This window comes from Leucobacter sp. WKLB1 (genome assembly GCF_059696215.1).
The window spans coordinates 3,409,788-3,425,404 of the sequence record NZ_AP046115.1; the positions used below are offsets into that span (position 1 = coordinate 3,409,788).

The following is a 15,617-nucleotide window of genomic DNA, read 5'->3' on the forward strand; positions in this document are numbered from 1 at the left end:
TCGGTTCGGTGACAGCTCAGCGCTGCGTCACCGCTGCCCGCCCACGTCGACTGCGCACCGCGTGGACGATCAACGGCACGGCGGCAGCCAGGAGCACGAATGCGCCCTGCACCCAGTACTGCCAGGAGAGGTTGAGCGACAGGAAGCTGAGCGCACTGGTAATTACCTGCAACAGAATCCCTGCCGCAGCAACAGCAAGAGCGGAACCGGACCCACCGAAGATACTGACCCCGGCAATGACGATCGCCGTCACCGAGATGAGCGTCAGCGCGTCCCCCGTGTTTGCATCACCGATTCCCGTCTTGGCGTAGAGCACGACACCTGCGAGCGACGCAAGCGCTCCCGACGCGACGAGCGCCGAGAAGCGCATCTGCAGCACGCCCACACCCATGCGATTCGCTTTGATCGCATCAGATCCTGCCGCCCGGAAGCTGCGCCCCACATGCGTGCGCTGCAGCACGAACCAGGTCGCTACGGCGACGGCGAGCGCAAGCGCAAGCAGCATTGGCACACCGCCGATCGTCGTTCCCAATACGGTCATGATGTCGGCAGTTGTCGAGCCGCCCGGGCTCGGACGCAGCACCTGTGCAATTCCGAGTACCGCGATCGAAACAACGAGTGTCGCGATGACTGGGGGCAAGGAGAGCCGGGTGACCAGGAGCCCGTTTACCGCGCCCGCCGCGGCTCCGACGAGGATCGCGAGCACAATACCCAGGAGGAAGACAGCGGGGCCGCCCTGGCCGAAGTACGAGATCACCACACCGGAGAGTGCGGCAACGGCACCGACGCTGAGGTCGATGCCGCCCGTCATGACGACAACCAGTTGCGCGAGCCCCACGAATACCAGCACCGATGACGCGAGCAGCATCTGGCTGACGTTGAGCGGGCTGAGAAATGCGGACGACTGCAGCACGGTGAGCCCGGCGAGCACGACGGCGAGTACGAGGAGGATCACCGCCTGAGATTCGCGCTTCGGCTTCACCGTGCCGCGCGTCTCGGCTTCCTTATCCAGAACGATGGTCGCACCGGTCTCCGTCGAGAGCACGGCCGCACCGGTAATCGCCCGCTCGGTGATCTGGTGCTCACGCAGCACGGCCTGCACCCGCCCGCGCGAGAAGACGACGACTTGATCGCAGAGCCCCTCGAGCTCTACGGCATCCGTTGACAGCACGACGACGGCGACGCCGCTTGCCGCGACCTCGCGCAGGAACTGGTAGATCTCAACGCGAGCGCCGGCGTCGACGCCCTGCGTCGGGTCCTCCACGAGCAGGATCCGGGGAGCGCTGACACGGGATCTTGCCAGCAGCACTTTTTGCTGGCCACCACCCGACAACGCCCCCACCGGTGTTTCGAGCGTTGGCGTCTTCACGGCGAACCCCGCGATGGCCTCACGAGTCAATGCGTACTCGCGACGACTGCTGACAACGCCCTGCGGCATTGCCCGCGGAATTGCCGCGGCGATGACGTTTTCACGAATCGACATCTTGCCGAACATCGCCTCGCCCATCCGGTCGCCCGGCAGAAACGCGACACCATCGGCAGCGGCCGCTCGAAGCGACCGGAGATCGACCGCAGTGCCGTCCAAGCTCACGGTTCCAGCAGTTCCTCCCGAACCCGCCAACGCGCGAAGTACCTCGCGTTGGCCGTTGCCCTCGACTCCCGCGAGCCCGATGATTTCACCGCGCGTCGCCGCGAAGGAAACTTCAGTGAAGCCGTCGCCGCTGAGCCCGTCGACCACGAAGGACGGCGTCGCCCCTTCTGATGACATCGGCTTGTCCGGAAACGTCGTCTCGAGCGACCGCCCGATGATGAGTTCGACGATTTCATCTGCGGAATAGTCCGAGACGACGCCGCGGCCCACGACGCTACCGTCTCTGAGCACGGTGAGGTCGTCACCGATGGCCACGACCTCGGGGATGCGATGCGTTATGTAGATGATCGCAGTACCGCGGTGCAGCTGCTCATGCACCCGGGCGAACAACCACTCCGTTTCCTCTGGTCCGAGCGCCTCGGTTGGCTCATCGAGGATGAGCACAGCGGGTTCCGCGGCAAGCGCTGCGGCGATCTCCACCAGGTGAGCCTCGCGCAGCGACAGATCCGCGACTGTCGCGTGCGCCTCGATACTCAGGCCGTACTCCGTGAAGAGCGCGCGCACCCACGCCGCAGCTTTGCTGCGCTTCGGCCGAATGCGCGCCGGCAAGAGGAGCAGCATGGCGTCAGTCACGGTGAGCGAGGGTGCAAGCGCAGGCGTCTGGTAGACAATCGCCAACCCGCGATCACGCGCCTCGCTCGTCGATACGCGCGCCGAAGATACTCCGGCGAGCGATACCGTGCCGTCGTCAGGGATCACCGATCCCGCCGCCACGCCCACCAGCGTCGACTTTCCGGCGCCGTTCTCGCCAAGCACCGCGTGTACCCGACCAGGGAACGCCGCCAGGCTGACATTCCCGAGAGCGCGCACGCCCGGATACTGTTTGGTGATCCCCCGGAGCTCGAGCACCGGGTCGATTGCGTTGTTCGTCTGCATCAGCCGAACAGCTTCTGCAGCTCATCGGTCGTGAGCAGTGTCGAGGGCGTCGCGTCCGTCGGCGCATCAGCCAGGCAAGCCTTCGCCGGCGTCACCGAGCCCGGCGTGCTCCCCGTGGAATCCTCGAAGAGCTCCAGGTTGTAGATCGACGGTTCGCCATCCGAGCGATCGTTTACGGCGGCGAGCGCCTTCCGCAGTGCGACGCGGCCGACCCAGGTGCGTCCCGATACCGTCGCGAGTTCGTACTCGGGATTGTCGGCTTTCAGCGCGTCGAAACCGCAGCTCAGCGAGTTATCGTCAGTTGAGGTGAGTAGGGGCACCGAGACCCCGGCCGACTCGTAGGCACGGATGATCCCGGTTGCTGCAGCGCCGTAGTCGGCAATCACCGCATCGATCTGATCGTGCTGGGCAATGAGGCCCGCCATAGCCTGCTGCGCTTGTGCCGGATCCCAGTTCGTGACGACCGGCTCGGGCGTGATGAGGTCGATCTGCGGGTTGTCTGCGAAAACCTCCTGCACCCCCTCGAATTCTTGAGCCGAGACGGCGACACCCGCGGGTCCCCCCAGGAACGCAACAGTCCCACCGGCGTCGCCGAGCTGGTCGACCACCCAGTTAGCCCATGACTTGCCCACGTAGTTCGGTGACTGATCGACGTAGTCAAGGTAATCGACGCCAGCTTCTCCGCTGGGATCGGAGGCGAAGTTGACGACGATGGAACCCGCCTCGGTCGCCTGACGGATCGCCGGCAGGTGCGCCTCACCGGGGCCCGCATCAGGGATGACGAGGATAATGTCGGTGCCCTTCGATGCGAGGCTCGTAATGCCAGAGGTGGTCGCTTCGAGGTCGCCGCGACCCGCGATGAAATCGACGCTGGTAATCGAATCGCATTTCGCGGCTTCGCTCTCGATCTCTGCGAGCACCGTCTTCGACCACGAGTTCGTGCCCAGGCCGTCGACGACGCCTACCGTCACCGGCTCGTCGCCGCAAACATCGGCGATGTCAGTGAATTGGCTCATGTCGCCGACGCTGCCAGCGGCGATATCGGCCTGGAGTCGATTGTCTTCCGAGGCACCGGTGCTGTTCGTCGATGAACAACCGACCAGGGCCAGAACAGCGATTGCGGACAGCGCCGCGCTCGTGCGCTTGACGGTTCGAGTCTGAATCATGATGGGTACTCTCCTATGAGTGATTCGATGCAGTGTCATGTTGAGGTCTGGTGAAGAGACGGCGCAGACGCGCGGTCGAGCCGCCGAGCTGGAGTTGGGCGACAATGCCGACGCCGATGATGATCGCTTGGACGATGTTTTGCACAGCGGTGGCCTGCGTGAACGTTTGCACGAGTTGCGTGAGCTGCGCGAGGAAGAGCGCGCCGAGCGCGGTGCCGATCCAGCTGCCTTTGCCGCCGGTGAGCGCGGTGCCGCCGAGCACCACCGCCGCAATCGAGGGAAGCAGATAGTCGTTGCCCGCGGTCAGGGTCGGGGAGCGGAGCAGGCCGGCAAGCAGCGCACCGGCCGCGCCGGCGAGCGCGCTCGCTGCGATGTACGCCGTTGCAATGTAGGCGCGGGTCGAGATTCCCAGGTTCGCGGCGCTCCGTGGATTCTCCCCGACGAGTTCGAATCGGCGCCCCCAGCGGGTCAGTTTCAGCAGCACATGTCCGAGGAACACGATGACCGTTGCAATCACCGCAAGCACTGGGATACCCCACCATTTGCCGAGCGAGAATTTGCTGAGCGCGTCGGTGACTTGCGAGCCGAATCCTCCCGAGATCGCGAAGACCACGCCGATCATGAGCGCGTTGCTCGCGATCGTCACCACCAGTGGTGGCAGCCCGACGAACGACACCATGATGCCGCTGAGCAGACCGAAGAGTGCGGGGACGCAGACAGCGGCGACCAGCGCGACAGGCAGCCCCCATGAGTTCTCGTGTCCGAACTTCGCGACCAGGAGCGCGCCCAGGGTGACTGCTCCAGGAATCGAAAGGTCGAGCCCGCCTTGCTGAATCACCAGTGTCTGGCCGACCGCGACGACGGCGATCAGCGCCGCGAACGGCAGCATCGAGGCCAACGCCCCTTCGCTCACGCTGCCGGGGGCAAGTAATGCGCTGATCACGAAGAGCGCGATGACGGCGATGAGTGCCCGCGTCCCAGGGAGGCCGAAGAACGCTGAGATGCGCGGGGGGCGGTTTGCGGGAGCGGATGCATTGGCAGCGCGCGGATTCGCGGCGACACGCGGTTCCACGGAGGTCACTCGGCACCGACCTGAGGGTGCCATGCGCCCGATACCGATGCACCAGCCATCGATGAAATGACGTGCTCTTGCGAATGCAGTGCGCGCTCGCGCAGCGCGTCGATATCGACTCCGACCAGTTGTCCGTCGCGCTTCACACGGCGGCCCTGCACGAACACATCGCGCACGAGTCCTGGGTGAGCGTTGTACACGATCGCGCCGATAACGTGATTCAGCGGGGTGAGCGCCAAGGTTCGGTTCTCCAGTACGACGATGTCGGCGGCTTTCCCCACCTCGAGAGAACCGGTGACCCGGTCGAGACCCGCGGCACGGGCCCCATCGATCGTTGCGAACTGCAGCACATCATCGCACTCCAAACCGATTCTCTCGATCACGGCGCCCGACTCGACCGCAGGCGCGTTATCGAGAGCCCGCTGCATACCAATGGCCGTGCGCATCGTGCCGAACATGTCGCCCCCGTTGGAGCTGCAAACATCGATCGAGAAGGCCGGACGGATACCGTGCGCGAGCAATCGACCAGTGGCCGGGAAGCCGTGCCCCATCTGCATCTCGACATCTGGCGAGACCGATGCGGTACCGCCGCTATCGGCGATCATCTGCAGTTCGTCGTCGCCGATCGTGCAGCAGTGCACATAGGTGGTGCGATCGGACAGGAGTCCATCTTCCGCAAGACGCTTGATCGGTCCCGATTTCCCCAGATGTCCGTCGCCGACATGCACGGTGACGCGGAGGTCGAGGTCGTTCGCGAGCGCGAAATCGCCACGGTTGACCTCTGGAGTGGTGAACTGCGGCCCGCGCAGAGCGAGCGCCATCGTCACCAGGGCGTCGTCATCGGAGAGCACGTCCGCACGAATTCGTCGCGCGTCTTCGGGATGCGCAACATTGGAGGGAAACGGGCCGCCCCACTGCTGCGCCCCGCCGCCGTGGGCGAAGACGGCTCGCAGGCCGGCGTCACGAAGTGCGCCGATCGCCGAGTCGGCGTGATCCGGCGTGGCCAGGTTGTGCGACCAATCCACGAGCGTCGTGATCCCGGAATCCAGTGCTTCAAGCGCACCGAGATAGTTGCCGACGTAGGTGTCTTCGGGCCGGAAGTAACGGCTCAGACCGGTATGAAGACCGGCGAGGTACTCGGTGAGCGACCAGTCGGAGGCGATGTTGCGCACAATCGACTGCCAGGTGTGCCGGTGGGTATCGACGAAACCGGGCATCACGATTCGCCCGGTGACATCGACGATTTCAGCATCTGCAGCGTCGAGCGCTACTCCGATGGCTTCGATCTTGCCGTCCGCAGCAATCAGCACGTCGTGGCCGTGCAGCAACTGACCGGCCGACGCCGAGGTCACTACGATGCCGCCTCGAAGTAGCGTGCGTGTACTCATGGTCATCTTTGCTCCTGAGATTGATATCGCGGGGCGCCACTGCCCCGCCGTCCCTGCAATAGTAAGTGAAACTACACAATTCGTCTAGTTTAAATGAACACTCAAGTATCGCTCATGCACGCTCGGCGTACAGCGGGATTTCCACCGGCGGCTGAGGAATGAACCCGCCGTCGCGCCCCATCGCTTCGTACAGGTATGCACTCGACGCATCCAGGGCACGACGGGCGCCAGCAAGGTCGACGTGCGTCAAGACTCCGTCGCGCTTGACGCACTCGCCTGCGACCAGCACCGTATCCACGCAGCCGGCGTGCGTTTGCGAGACAACGGCTCCCGTCGGATCATTTCGGTTCCAGCCCGCCTGGCTGATGCCACTCATATCGACGAGCACGATGTCCGCGCGCTTGCCCGGAGTGAGCGACCCGATTTCGTGCGCCAGACCGGCCCCCTCGGCCCCGTTCAGTGTTGCCCAACGCAACGCGTCCCGCGTCGTCCACCGCATCTCCTGCGGAGCAACCATGCGGGCGTATCCCGCTTCATCGCCTCGGTACCGCGTCGCTTGCAGCACCAACCTGGCGTGGGAAATCATGTCACCGCCGCAGCCGCTCACACAGTCGATGCCGAGGCTCGGATGCATGCCGGCGAGCGTCGCTTCCGCGATTGCCGGGTACCCCATACCCATCTGCATCTCGGTCTCCGCGCAGACGGAGACGCGCACCCCCGTGCCTGCGAGCAGTCCCCACTCCTCATCGGTATTGAACGAGCAGTGCACCAGCAGCACATCATCCCCGAGCAACCCGTGCGCTTCGAGTTGACGCACATCTTGAAACAGCTGCCGCACCATTACCTGATTCGCGTGGATCGTGATTCGCGCATCCAGCTCCCGCGCCAATGCAAACTCTCGCACTACTTCCGCTGCAGGGGCGATGGCGAATTCCTGCGGAGCGATCCCGAACCGCAGGAGTCCTTCCGAAGCTGCGAAGTATTCGGCGCGTACAGCACGGGCAAGGCGCGCACGGGTTTCAAACTCGGCAGGATCCCCAACCCCCGAACCTCCACCTCTACTTTCACCCCAGGTGTTTGAAGTGATCGGGGTCAGTCCGTGGCCGAAGACTCCGCTGATTCCCGCATCCCGCAATCCCTCGACCGCGGCGTACGCATGGTCGGGGCTCAGAATGTTGTGGCAGTAGTCGACGAGCGTTGTCACTCCACTATTGAGGGCGTCCAGTGCGCCCACATAGTTGCCCGCGTACATGTCTTCGGCGCGATACCTGGGCGCCATGTTGAGACGAATTCCGCGGAGATAATCAGGGATGTTGCCGTCGGCAAGAATCCCCCGCAGTCCCGTCTGCCAGGTGTGCCGGTGGGTGTCCACCATGCCCGGGATCGCGATCATCTGAGAGGCATCGATGATTTCAGCGTCTTCGACGTCAACCCTGGGCCCGACACTCACGATGCGATCGTCGCGCACGAGAATATCGCCGCGCGGAATGTCTCCGATCGAAGGATCGACGCTTGCAATTGCCGCGTTCTTGATCACAATCTGTGGTGCCACCTGCAACTCCTTTGTCTGGCGGATCGGTACCCCGTGTGCGCCTCAGCCCAATCGCTGCCGCGCAGTCCACGGAACTCCGAACGATTAGTGTTACTGTACATAGTAAGTAGAACTAACCACAATGACGCGGTTCTGGTGTTCACTGATGTTCATCTCAGGTCGCGGCAGCATCACCATCCACAGGAGGATCGCAGTGAGCATTTCGAAGATCGCGTTCGTCGGCGCTGGCGCGCAGGGAGCAGGTATCGGGTCCGACCTCGTTCGCGCGGGACTTGACGTCACCTTCATCGAACAGTGGCCGGCGCACGTTGAGGCGATGCGCAGCAACGGCCTGACAGTGCAGTATCCCGACGAGGCGATCACATTGCCGGTCAATGCGCGACACCTGTGCGAAGTCGCAGAAATGCGTGACGCATTCGACCTGGTCTTCGTCATGGTCAAGGCCTACGACACGCGCTGGGCCACCGAGCTGATCTCGAGTCGCCTGCACGATGATTCGCTGGTGGTCGGGTTGCAGAACGGCATGACCATGCCGATCATCGCCGACATCGTGGGTCTTGAGCGCACCGCGGGTGGGGTGCTCGAACTGGGGTCCAACATGTTCGAACCGGGCGTGGTCAATCGCGAGAACCGCCCCGAAAACTCCTGGTTCGCACTCGGTGCGCTCCATCCGAGAGCTCACTCGCGCAGCGAGGAGGCCGCGACCGCTCTCCGCCATGCGGGCGTCGTAGAGATGGCCACCGACATCCACTCGTCGAAGTGGATGAAGCTCGTTGCCAACGCCGGTGAACTCGTCCCTTCAGCCATTCTTGATCTCGCGCTCGTCGATTCGCTGCGCGTGCCCGGCGTGCGCGACTTCATGGTGCGTTGTGGCCAGGAGGCGACCGAGGCTGCGCAGCTCGACGGCGCTGCACTCGTGCCGATATTCGGTCTCGACGACGCACACGCGGCCGACGCGACGAATTACGCAGCAAGTCTTCTCGACGAGGTCGCGGAGACCTTCTCCTCCCCGACCACGCTGACGACCGTGCTGCAAGACTGGATGAAAGGCCGTCGCTCCGAAGTGCACGAGCTCAACGGTCACGTGGTCTCGACGCTCACCGCTCACGGCCGACCATCCCCGTGCAACACGCGCACCGTCTCACTCGCGGCCGAGATCGAAGCCGGCACGCGTTCGCGTGGGATGCACAATCTCTCCGAACTGCTGGAGGCGTAATACCGCCCAGCAGCCAGCGGTCACCGATGAGCGGCCGTCAGGGCCGGGTCGAAGAGCACCTTACCTTCGATCCGGCCGCCCGCGAGTAGGTCGAGCTGTTCCGCAATTGCGGAAAGATCACGCACCGAATCGAGCATTTCCTCGGCGAGATGCGACCCAGATAGCACCGCGAGCGCATCGGGCAGGTCTTCAGCGCATACATGCGCGAGCGTCGTGCGAATGGTGATCTCACGGAAGACGAGTTGGTGGACATCGACTTCCTCCGGTTCGCGCGGCAACCCGACCTGCAGCACGGTGCCGCCATCGCGGGTTGCAGCGATCGCCCGGTTGAGCTGTCCGGGCGCACCGCTCGCCTCGATCACGACATCGTGCACAGCGCCAAGCGCCAAGAACTGGTCATCGAACTCCGGATCGTCAACGGCGAGCACCTGAGCCGCGCCGAGACGCAGCGCACGTTCGAGGCGTACCCCACTGAAGTCGAGTACGGTGACATCGGCTTCCGCGAGGTGCAGCAACCCGGCAAGCACAAATGTGCCAATCGCCCCGGCCCCGATCAGCATGACCCGATCTCCCGTCCTGACTCCCGAGCGCCGCGCGGCATGCAGTCCGACTGCCAGGGGCTGCGCGAGCCCCGCCGCGTCATCGTCGAGTTCATCCGGTATGCGCAGGAGGGTGGTCGTCGGCACTGCGACGTATTCTGCCAGGCCTCCTGAAATATTCAGCCCGTGGGTGCGATAGCGCACGCAGAGGTTGGTGCGCCCCTCAGCGCACCGCGCACACACTCCGCAAGACACTCCCGCACCCGATGCAACGCGCCATCCCACAGCGACGTCAGGGTCGCGGCTCTCCACCACGACCCCGACGAATTCATGACCGAAGATGAGCGGCCCCAAATGGCCGCTATGCGGGTGGGCACGATGCACCGGGAACACCGATGGGCCAGATTTCCACTCCGACGCGTCGGTTCCGCAGATTCCACTTCGAGTCACCCTGATGAGCGCCTCACCCGCAGCCGGGCGCGGCACCGCGCGCTGTTCGATCTCCACTTTGCCCGGCCCGTAGTAGACCGCGGCGCGCATGCTCGTCGGAGTGCCCATCACGCCCTACGCCTCCCCACGACCCCATGCGGTGTTCAGATGCGACTGCGAGTCGCGCATCGTCGGCAGGTCGAAGCCGACCGCGTGATACTTCGGTCCGGCGACCAGCAGCTCCTCGGCGGGGAACCTCGTGATGACCTCGCACCCGTCGGCGGTCACGACGATCTCCTCCTCGATGCGCGCCGCACCGATGCCGTCGGCCGACGGCCAGTAGGTCTCGAGCGCGAACACCATGCCTTCCTTCAGTTCCTCCGGGTGGTCGAACGAGACGAGGCGCGAGAAGATCGGCTTCTCCCAGATCGAGAGCCCGACGCCGTGCCCGTACTGCAGGGCGAACGCGGCCTCCTCGTTCGGGAAGCCGAACTCCTCGGCCTTCGGCCAGACGGCCACGATTTCGGCGGTGGTCGCGCCGGGCCGCACGAGTGCGATCGCGCGGTCCATGTACTCTCGCGCGCGCTTGTAGGCGTCGACCTGCGCGCGGCTCGCAGAGCCGACGGCGAAGGTGCGGTAGTAGCAGGTGCGATAGCCCTGATGACTGTGCAAGATGTCGAAGAATGCCGGATCACCCGGCCTGATCAAGCGATCCGAGAAGACGTGGGGGTGCGGCGAACACCGCTCCCCCGAAATCGCGTTGACCCCCTCGACGTATTCGGAACCGAGGTCGTACAGCACCTTCGAGACCAGCCCGACGGTTTCGTTCTCGCGCACGCCCGGCTTCAAGAATCGGTAGAGCTCGTCGTACGCCGCGTCGACCATGGAGGCGGCCTGCGTGAGGAGCTGGATCTCCTCTTTCATCTTCACCGAGCGCGCATTGAGGAACACTTGCTGCCCGTCGACCACCGAGACGCCCGCACGCTGCAGCGCGATCAAGATCGGCATCTCGACGATGTCGACGCCGAGTGGTTCGCCCAGCAAGCCGAATTTCTCGAGCTCGCGCTGTACCTTGCGCGCAACCTCCTCAGCGATGCCCGCGTCGGGGTGGAAAGCGCCGCGCAGCGTCGAGATACCGGCGCGTGCACCGGATTCGGCACGGGGCTTCACCGCACCGTGGTGGGGCTGGTGCGGGTCGGCGTCCATCTCCGTCGTGGTCGTGTGCAGCCACGGGTTGAACAGGTCGTGGTGCTTCGCGGCGGAGCCGAAATCCCAAACGATCGGGTCACTGTGGCGCGTGATGAGCGAGAAGCGAATCGCTTTATCCATCGCCCAGGTGCCGATGTGCGTCGCCGACATGTAACGGATGTTCGAGAAGTCGAACGCGAGCAACGCCCCCAGATCCGAGCGCTCGAGTTCTGCGCGCAATCGGGCGACCCGCCCGTCGCGCAGTGCATCACGATCGATGCGCGTCTCCCAATCCACATCGTTCATACCAAAGGTTGGAATTGCCATGACCCACCAGTCCTTCACGTTTGTTCACCGACACAGCGTTGTTGCGGTGTTCTATTGCACATTATGTACAGTTAGACTAAACGTAGTGAAATCACATCTGCAAGTAGCACGCCTAAGGAGCACCATGACGACACGCGTGGGATTTATCGGCCTCGGCACGATGGGGCGCGCGCTGGCGACGCGTTTGATTCATGCAGGCAACGAGGTAAGCGTCTGGAACAGAACGCCTGGTCGCGCCAAGGGACTGGTCGAACTCGGTGCGCTCGACCTCACGACCCCAGCAGACATCTTCGCTGGGGCCGATGTCGTGTGCTCCATGCTCGCCGATGATGAGGCTGTCGACGCGACGTTCAACGCTCCCACACTGGCTGCCGCGCAGGGTTCACTCCATGTGAACATGTCGACGATCAGCCCCGCAGCGAGTCGCATCCTCGCCGCCCGCCACACTTCAGCGGACGTCGGGTATCTCGCCGCCCCGGTGCTCGGTCGCCCGGAGGTCGCCGTGGCCGGCCAGCTGAACATCGTGGCCGCCGGCTCAGCGGAGCATCTGGACCGGGCTCGCCCCGTTCTGCAGCACTTCGGGAAGCGCATCTGGCACGTGGGCGACGACCCCGCCCAGGCAAACCTGGTCAAGATCGGAGTGAATTACACCCTCATACATGCGTTGCAGGCTCTGGGCGAATCGCTCACGCTGGTCGCGCGCGGAGGAGTCGATGCCCGCCAGTTCGTCGAACTCCTCACCGACACCTCCTTCACCGGATCCGCCTACACGGGGTACGGCCATCTGATCGCGGAGCAGGAGTACTACCCCGCAGCGTTCTCGGTCGCATTGGGACTGAAAGACCTCACGCTCGCCCGCAACGCAGCCGATGAACTCGGCGCCGCACTTCCCGCCGAACCCGTGCTGCGCGAGTTGTTCACTGCGGCACTTAACGATCCAGAACTCGCGGAGGGCGATTGGTCGATTATCGCCGAGATCATACGCCAGCGCGGCGCGCGGAGTACGCCTCACGCAACGGAGGCACTCCGTTGACCGCGCCGCGCATTGCCGTCCTCGGAGCCGGCGCGAACGGTGCAGCGATCGGGGCCGATCTGGTGAATGCCGGGCACCACGTAGATTTCATTGATCAGTGGCCGGCTCACGTTGAAGCCATGCGCGCATCGGGGATCACCGTCACGACGCCCGATCGCACCACGGTGACTCGAGTTCGAGCGCACCATCTGTGCGAAGTCGCTGAGATGCGAGAGCCCTTCGACATCGTATTCCTGTCAACCAAGTCCTATGACACGCGCTGGTCAGTGAATCTCATCGCGCCGCTGCTGCACGATCGCTCCGTGGTCGTCGGGTTACAGAACGGCATGACGATCGACGACGTCGCCGAGATTGTCGGCGCGGAGCGCACGATCGGTGCCGTGCTCGGAATAGCCGCGAACCTCCCTGAGCCAGGGCAAGTGGTGCGCCAGGTACCCGTCGAACGCACCTGGTTCACCATCGGCACGCTCGATGGCGAGAACAGCCCCGAGCTCGAGCTCGTCGCAACATTGCTGCGCCATGCTGGCACTGTCGAGATCTCCACCGACATCCGCTCCTCGAAGTGGATGAAGCTCATCACCAACATCCCGGAGATGCTGCCGTCAGCGATCCTCGGGCTCCCCCTGCTGGGTGCCGTCGGACACCCAGGCATCCGGGCCGTCATGGACGCATCCGCCCGGGAGGCGTACCGCCTCGCACTCGACGACGGCGCGATCATGCTGCCGATCCTCGGCAAGACAGCCGACGACGTGCCCGACTCCGATCAATACGCGCTCGACCTGCTCGATGCGGTACTCAATACCTTTTCCCTTCCCGATACCCGCGTGGCCGTGCTGCAAGATTGGGAAAAAGGGCGACGAGCGGAGCTCGATGGATTCAACGGTTTCGTCGTATCACGCCGCGCAGCGCTCGGAGGCAGCGCTCCCGTGACTGAAGCGATCCTGCACATCGGAGAACGCATCGAGCGCGGAGAACTCATTCCCAGTCTGGCGAACGCCGATATGCTGCGCGCACTGGTCCATGAGCCCGTACTCATTCCCGCACGAAACTCGCGGCACACCACCGCACACAGAATGGAGCTCCCGTGATTCGCCACATCGTCACCTTCGCATTCATCGCGCAGACCCCGCCCGATCGTGCACAGGCTGCGCAGCAGTTGCGTGCCGCACTCGAACCACTTGCCGACCGCATTCCGGGCATCATCTCACTTGAGATTGGAGTCGACGACGGCAGCGTGCCCGGCCACTGGGATGCCGCCCTCGTCTCCGTGCACGAGTCCGCTGAAGCACTCGCTGCGTACCAAGCTCATCCCGAGCATCAGGCAGCCCTGGCAGTGGTTGCCCGGCTGGTCGAATCGAAGTCGGTGGTGGATTATCCCCTCGCCGAAGTGTTCACCAGCCGCGCACCAGACTGAACGTTCAGGCGCCATCCATTGGCGTAATTCCGCGGAGGTTCACCTGAAACGTCCACGAAACCACCCCCAATGTAAGCTTGAACTGCACACCAGCGCGGGAGGTTCGCACGCGCCGCCCAACCAAAGGAGAGCTCATGTCCGATTCCATCGGCAGCCGTTTGCGAGAGGCGCGCGAAGCGCGCGGCATGAGTTTGCGCGCACTCGCCACTGCGATCGGCGTCTCTCCGAGCTTGCTCTCGCAGGTGGAAACCGGGAAGACTAAGCCTTCTGTCAGCACCTTGTACGCCTTGGTCTCACAGTTGAACATCTCGACAGATGCGCTGCTCGGTCGCGACGAACATTCGACGCACGCGGCGCCACCCCGAGCCGACTTCACTCCCGCGCCACGTCCCGCCACCACCTTTGCAGCGCAGCGCGCCGACGAGAATCCCACGCTCGAGATGGACAACGGGGTGAAGTGGGAGCGCCTCATCGTCCTCGGCGGTACCGATGTCGAGGCGCTCCGCGTCACCTACCAGCCCGGCGCCTCGAGTTCGATCGAAGGCCGGCTGATGCGCCACTTCGGCATCGAGCACGTGTACATGCTTGAAGGCGAGCTGACGCTGCAGCTCGAATTCGACACCCACGTCATCAGCGCCGGCGATTCCGTGGCATTCGACTCCCAGCGTCCACACCTCTTTGTGAATCACTCAGACGCCCCCGCGGTTGGTACCTGGTACATCACCGGTCGCGAAGCTGCGGCTCGCGCTTCAGCTCCCGGAACCGAAGGTGTGCTGCCGCAGCAGCATCCCGCCAATGACGCGTTGCAGTCAGCCGTCGACGTGCTGCGTACCTTCCGGAGTTGAGACGAAGCGCCGAGCACCCCACGACGCCAGCAGCGCCAACCGCTCAGCCGAGGGCGACCCCGGCTCCGCCGAGTACACCAGCATCACGTTTCCCGGCTCCGCAGTGACGGCGAGCTCCTCGTAGGCGAGCGTGAGCTCTCCAACGATCGGGTGCACGAATCGCTTCGTTCCCGTGCCGTGCGTGCGCACGTTGTGTGCGGCCCAGAGCGCGCGGAACGTTTCGCTGTGCATGGAGAGCTCCCCGACGAGGTCCTGCAGCGCAGAGTCATGGGGATCCCGCCCCGCCTCCGAGCGCATGATGCCGACGCACATCTCGGCGAAAAGCTCCCAGTCGGGGTAAAACTCGCGAGCCGCCGGGTCGAGAAACTGGAACCGCGCCAGGTTTGGCGTGCGCCCGCCGTCGCCGATCAGGGGCGAGTAGAACGCGCGGCCGAGCGCATTCACGGCGATGAGATTCTGTCGAGGATCGCGCACGAACGCCACGCTCCCGCCCATCGCATCGAGCGCCCACTGCAGGCTCGGTCGGGGCTGCGCCGGTCTCACCGGTCGACGACGCGCCCGCCCGCTGGTGGGAATGCCATCGGCGGCACGCGCCAGATCGAGCAGGTGCGCGCGCTCCGTATCGTCAAGTTGCAACGCACGCGCCAGTGCGTCGAGCACCGACGCCGACGCACCCGCGATCGCGCCTCGCTCAAGCTTCGCGTAGTACTCGACGCTGACGCCGGCCAGCCCCGAGACCTCGCTACGACGCAGACCGGTGACGCGGCGATTCGTGCTGGTGGGCAGGCCTGCGGCATGGGGGGTTAGGCGGGCGCGCCGACTCATCAAGAATTCGCGCACCTCGGCTCGGTTGTCCATGCGAGCAGGCTAGTCGAAATGTCGGCGGTGAACCGTACCCTGCCAGTACACCCTCCACCAGAG

Annotated in this window: 13 protein-coding genes; 5 read left to right on the forward strand and 8 right to left on the reverse strand. The window is 64.4% G+C overall.

The genetic code is table 11. From position 1 onward, the window contains the following. Positions 1 to 16: 16 nt before the first annotated feature. The 5 genes from ACZF5Y_RS15675 to ACZF5Y_RS15695 form a co-directional block, all read right to left on the reverse strand. Positions 17 to 2,527, reverse strand: coding sequence for an ATP-binding cassette domain-containing protein (locus tag ACZF5Y_RS15675; protein WP_497533650.1), 2,511 nt, complete (start codon positions 2,525 to 2,527; stop codon positions 17 to 19). Next, entirely contained in the window at positions 2,527 to 3,693 is a 1,167-nt protein-coding gene (locus tag ACZF5Y_RS15680; RefSeq protein ID WP_497533651.1) for a substrate-binding domain-containing protein, read from the reverse strand. Before ACZF5Y_RS15680 ends, ACZF5Y_RS15675 begins: the two co-directional genes overlap by 1 nt. 13 nt (positions 3,694 to 3,706) lie before the next feature. Further along, entirely contained in the window at positions 3,707 to 4,765 is a 1,059-nt protein-coding gene (locus ACZF5Y_RS15685; protein ID WP_497533652.1) for an ABC transporter permease, read from the reverse strand. 5 nt (positions 4,766 to 4,770) lie between these two features. Further along, the gene (locus ACZF5Y_RS15690) at positions 4,771 to 6,159 is read right to left on the reverse strand and encodes an amidohydrolase family protein (protein ID WP_497533653.1); all 1,389 of its coding nucleotides are present in this window, start codon (positions 6,157 to 6,159) and stop codon (positions 4,771 to 4,773) included. 106 nt (positions 6,160 to 6,265) lie between these two features. Continuing rightward, a complete protein-coding gene (locus ACZF5Y_RS15695) occupies positions 6,266 to 7,705 on the reverse strand; it encodes an amidohydrolase family protein (protein ID WP_497533654.1) in 1,440 nt (479 codons plus the stop codon). 193 nt (positions 7,706 to 7,898) lie between these two features. Between ACZF5Y_RS15695 and ACZF5Y_RS15700 the strand changes: the two genes are divergently transcribed. Beyond that, entirely contained in the window at positions 7,899 to 8,921 is a 1,023-nt protein-coding gene (locus ACZF5Y_RS15700; RefSeq protein WP_497533655.1) for a ketopantoate reductase family protein, read from the forward strand. A gap of 20 nt (positions 8,922 to 8,941) precedes the next feature. Here the strand turns inward: ACZF5Y_RS15700 and ACZF5Y_RS15705 are convergent, their stop codons facing one another. Continuing rightward, positions 8,942 to 10,018 carry a zinc-dependent alcohol dehydrogenase gene (locus ACZF5Y_RS15705; RefSeq protein WP_497535350.1) on the reverse strand — a complete coding sequence of 359 codons (1,077 nt, stop codon included), beginning with the start codon at positions 10,016 to 10,018 and terminating at the stop codon, positions 8,942 to 8,944. A 6-nt stretch (positions 10,019 to 10,024) separates the two neighbouring features. Continuing rightward, entirely contained in the window at positions 10,025 to 11,404 is a 1,380-nt protein-coding gene (locus ACZF5Y_RS15710; RefSeq protein WP_497533656.1) for a M24 family metallopeptidase, read from the reverse strand. Between the two features lie 124 nt (positions 11,405 to 11,528). On the opposite strand from ACZF5Y_RS15710, the gene ACZF5Y_RS15715 reads away from it, so the two are divergent. From ACZF5Y_RS15715 to ACZF5Y_RS15730, 4 genes are all read left to right on the forward strand, one after another. After that, the gene (locus tag ACZF5Y_RS15715; RefSeq protein WP_497533657.1) at positions 11,529 to 12,437 is read left to right on the forward strand and encodes an NAD(P)-dependent oxidoreductase; all 909 of its coding nucleotides are present in this window, start codon (positions 11,529 to 11,531) and stop codon (positions 12,435 to 12,437) included. Next, entirely contained in the window at positions 12,434 to 13,525 is a 1,092-nt protein-coding gene (locus ACZF5Y_RS15720; RefSeq protein ID WP_497533658.1) for a ketopantoate reductase family protein, read from the forward strand. The genes ACZF5Y_RS15715 and ACZF5Y_RS15720 overlap by 4 nt, the downstream gene beginning before the upstream one ends. Beyond that, positions 13,522 to 13,851 (forward strand): Dabb family protein, encoded by a 330-nt coding sequence (locus ACZF5Y_RS15725; protein ID WP_497533659.1) that lies wholly within the window; start codon positions 13,522 to 13,524, stop codon positions 13,849 to 13,851. Before ACZF5Y_RS15720 ends, ACZF5Y_RS15725 begins: the two co-directional genes overlap by 4 nt. Before the next feature lie 134 nt (positions 13,852 to 13,985). Continuing rightward, complete coding sequence (locus ACZF5Y_RS15730; protein ID WP_497533660.1) at positions 13,986 to 14,696, forward strand: helix-turn-helix domain-containing protein; 711 nt, start codon at positions 13,986 to 13,988, stop codon at positions 14,694 to 14,696. On the opposite strand, the gene ACZF5Y_RS15735 is transcribed toward ACZF5Y_RS15730, so the two are convergent. Then, the gene (locus ACZF5Y_RS15735) at positions 14,661 to 15,554 is read right to left on the reverse strand and encodes a helix-turn-helix transcriptional regulator (protein ID WP_497533661.1); all 894 of its coding nucleotides are present in this window, start codon (positions 15,552 to 15,554) and stop codon (positions 14,661 to 14,663) included. The genes ACZF5Y_RS15730 and ACZF5Y_RS15735 overlap by 36 nt on opposite strands. Between the last annotated feature and the right edge of the window lie 63 nt (positions 15,555 to 15,617).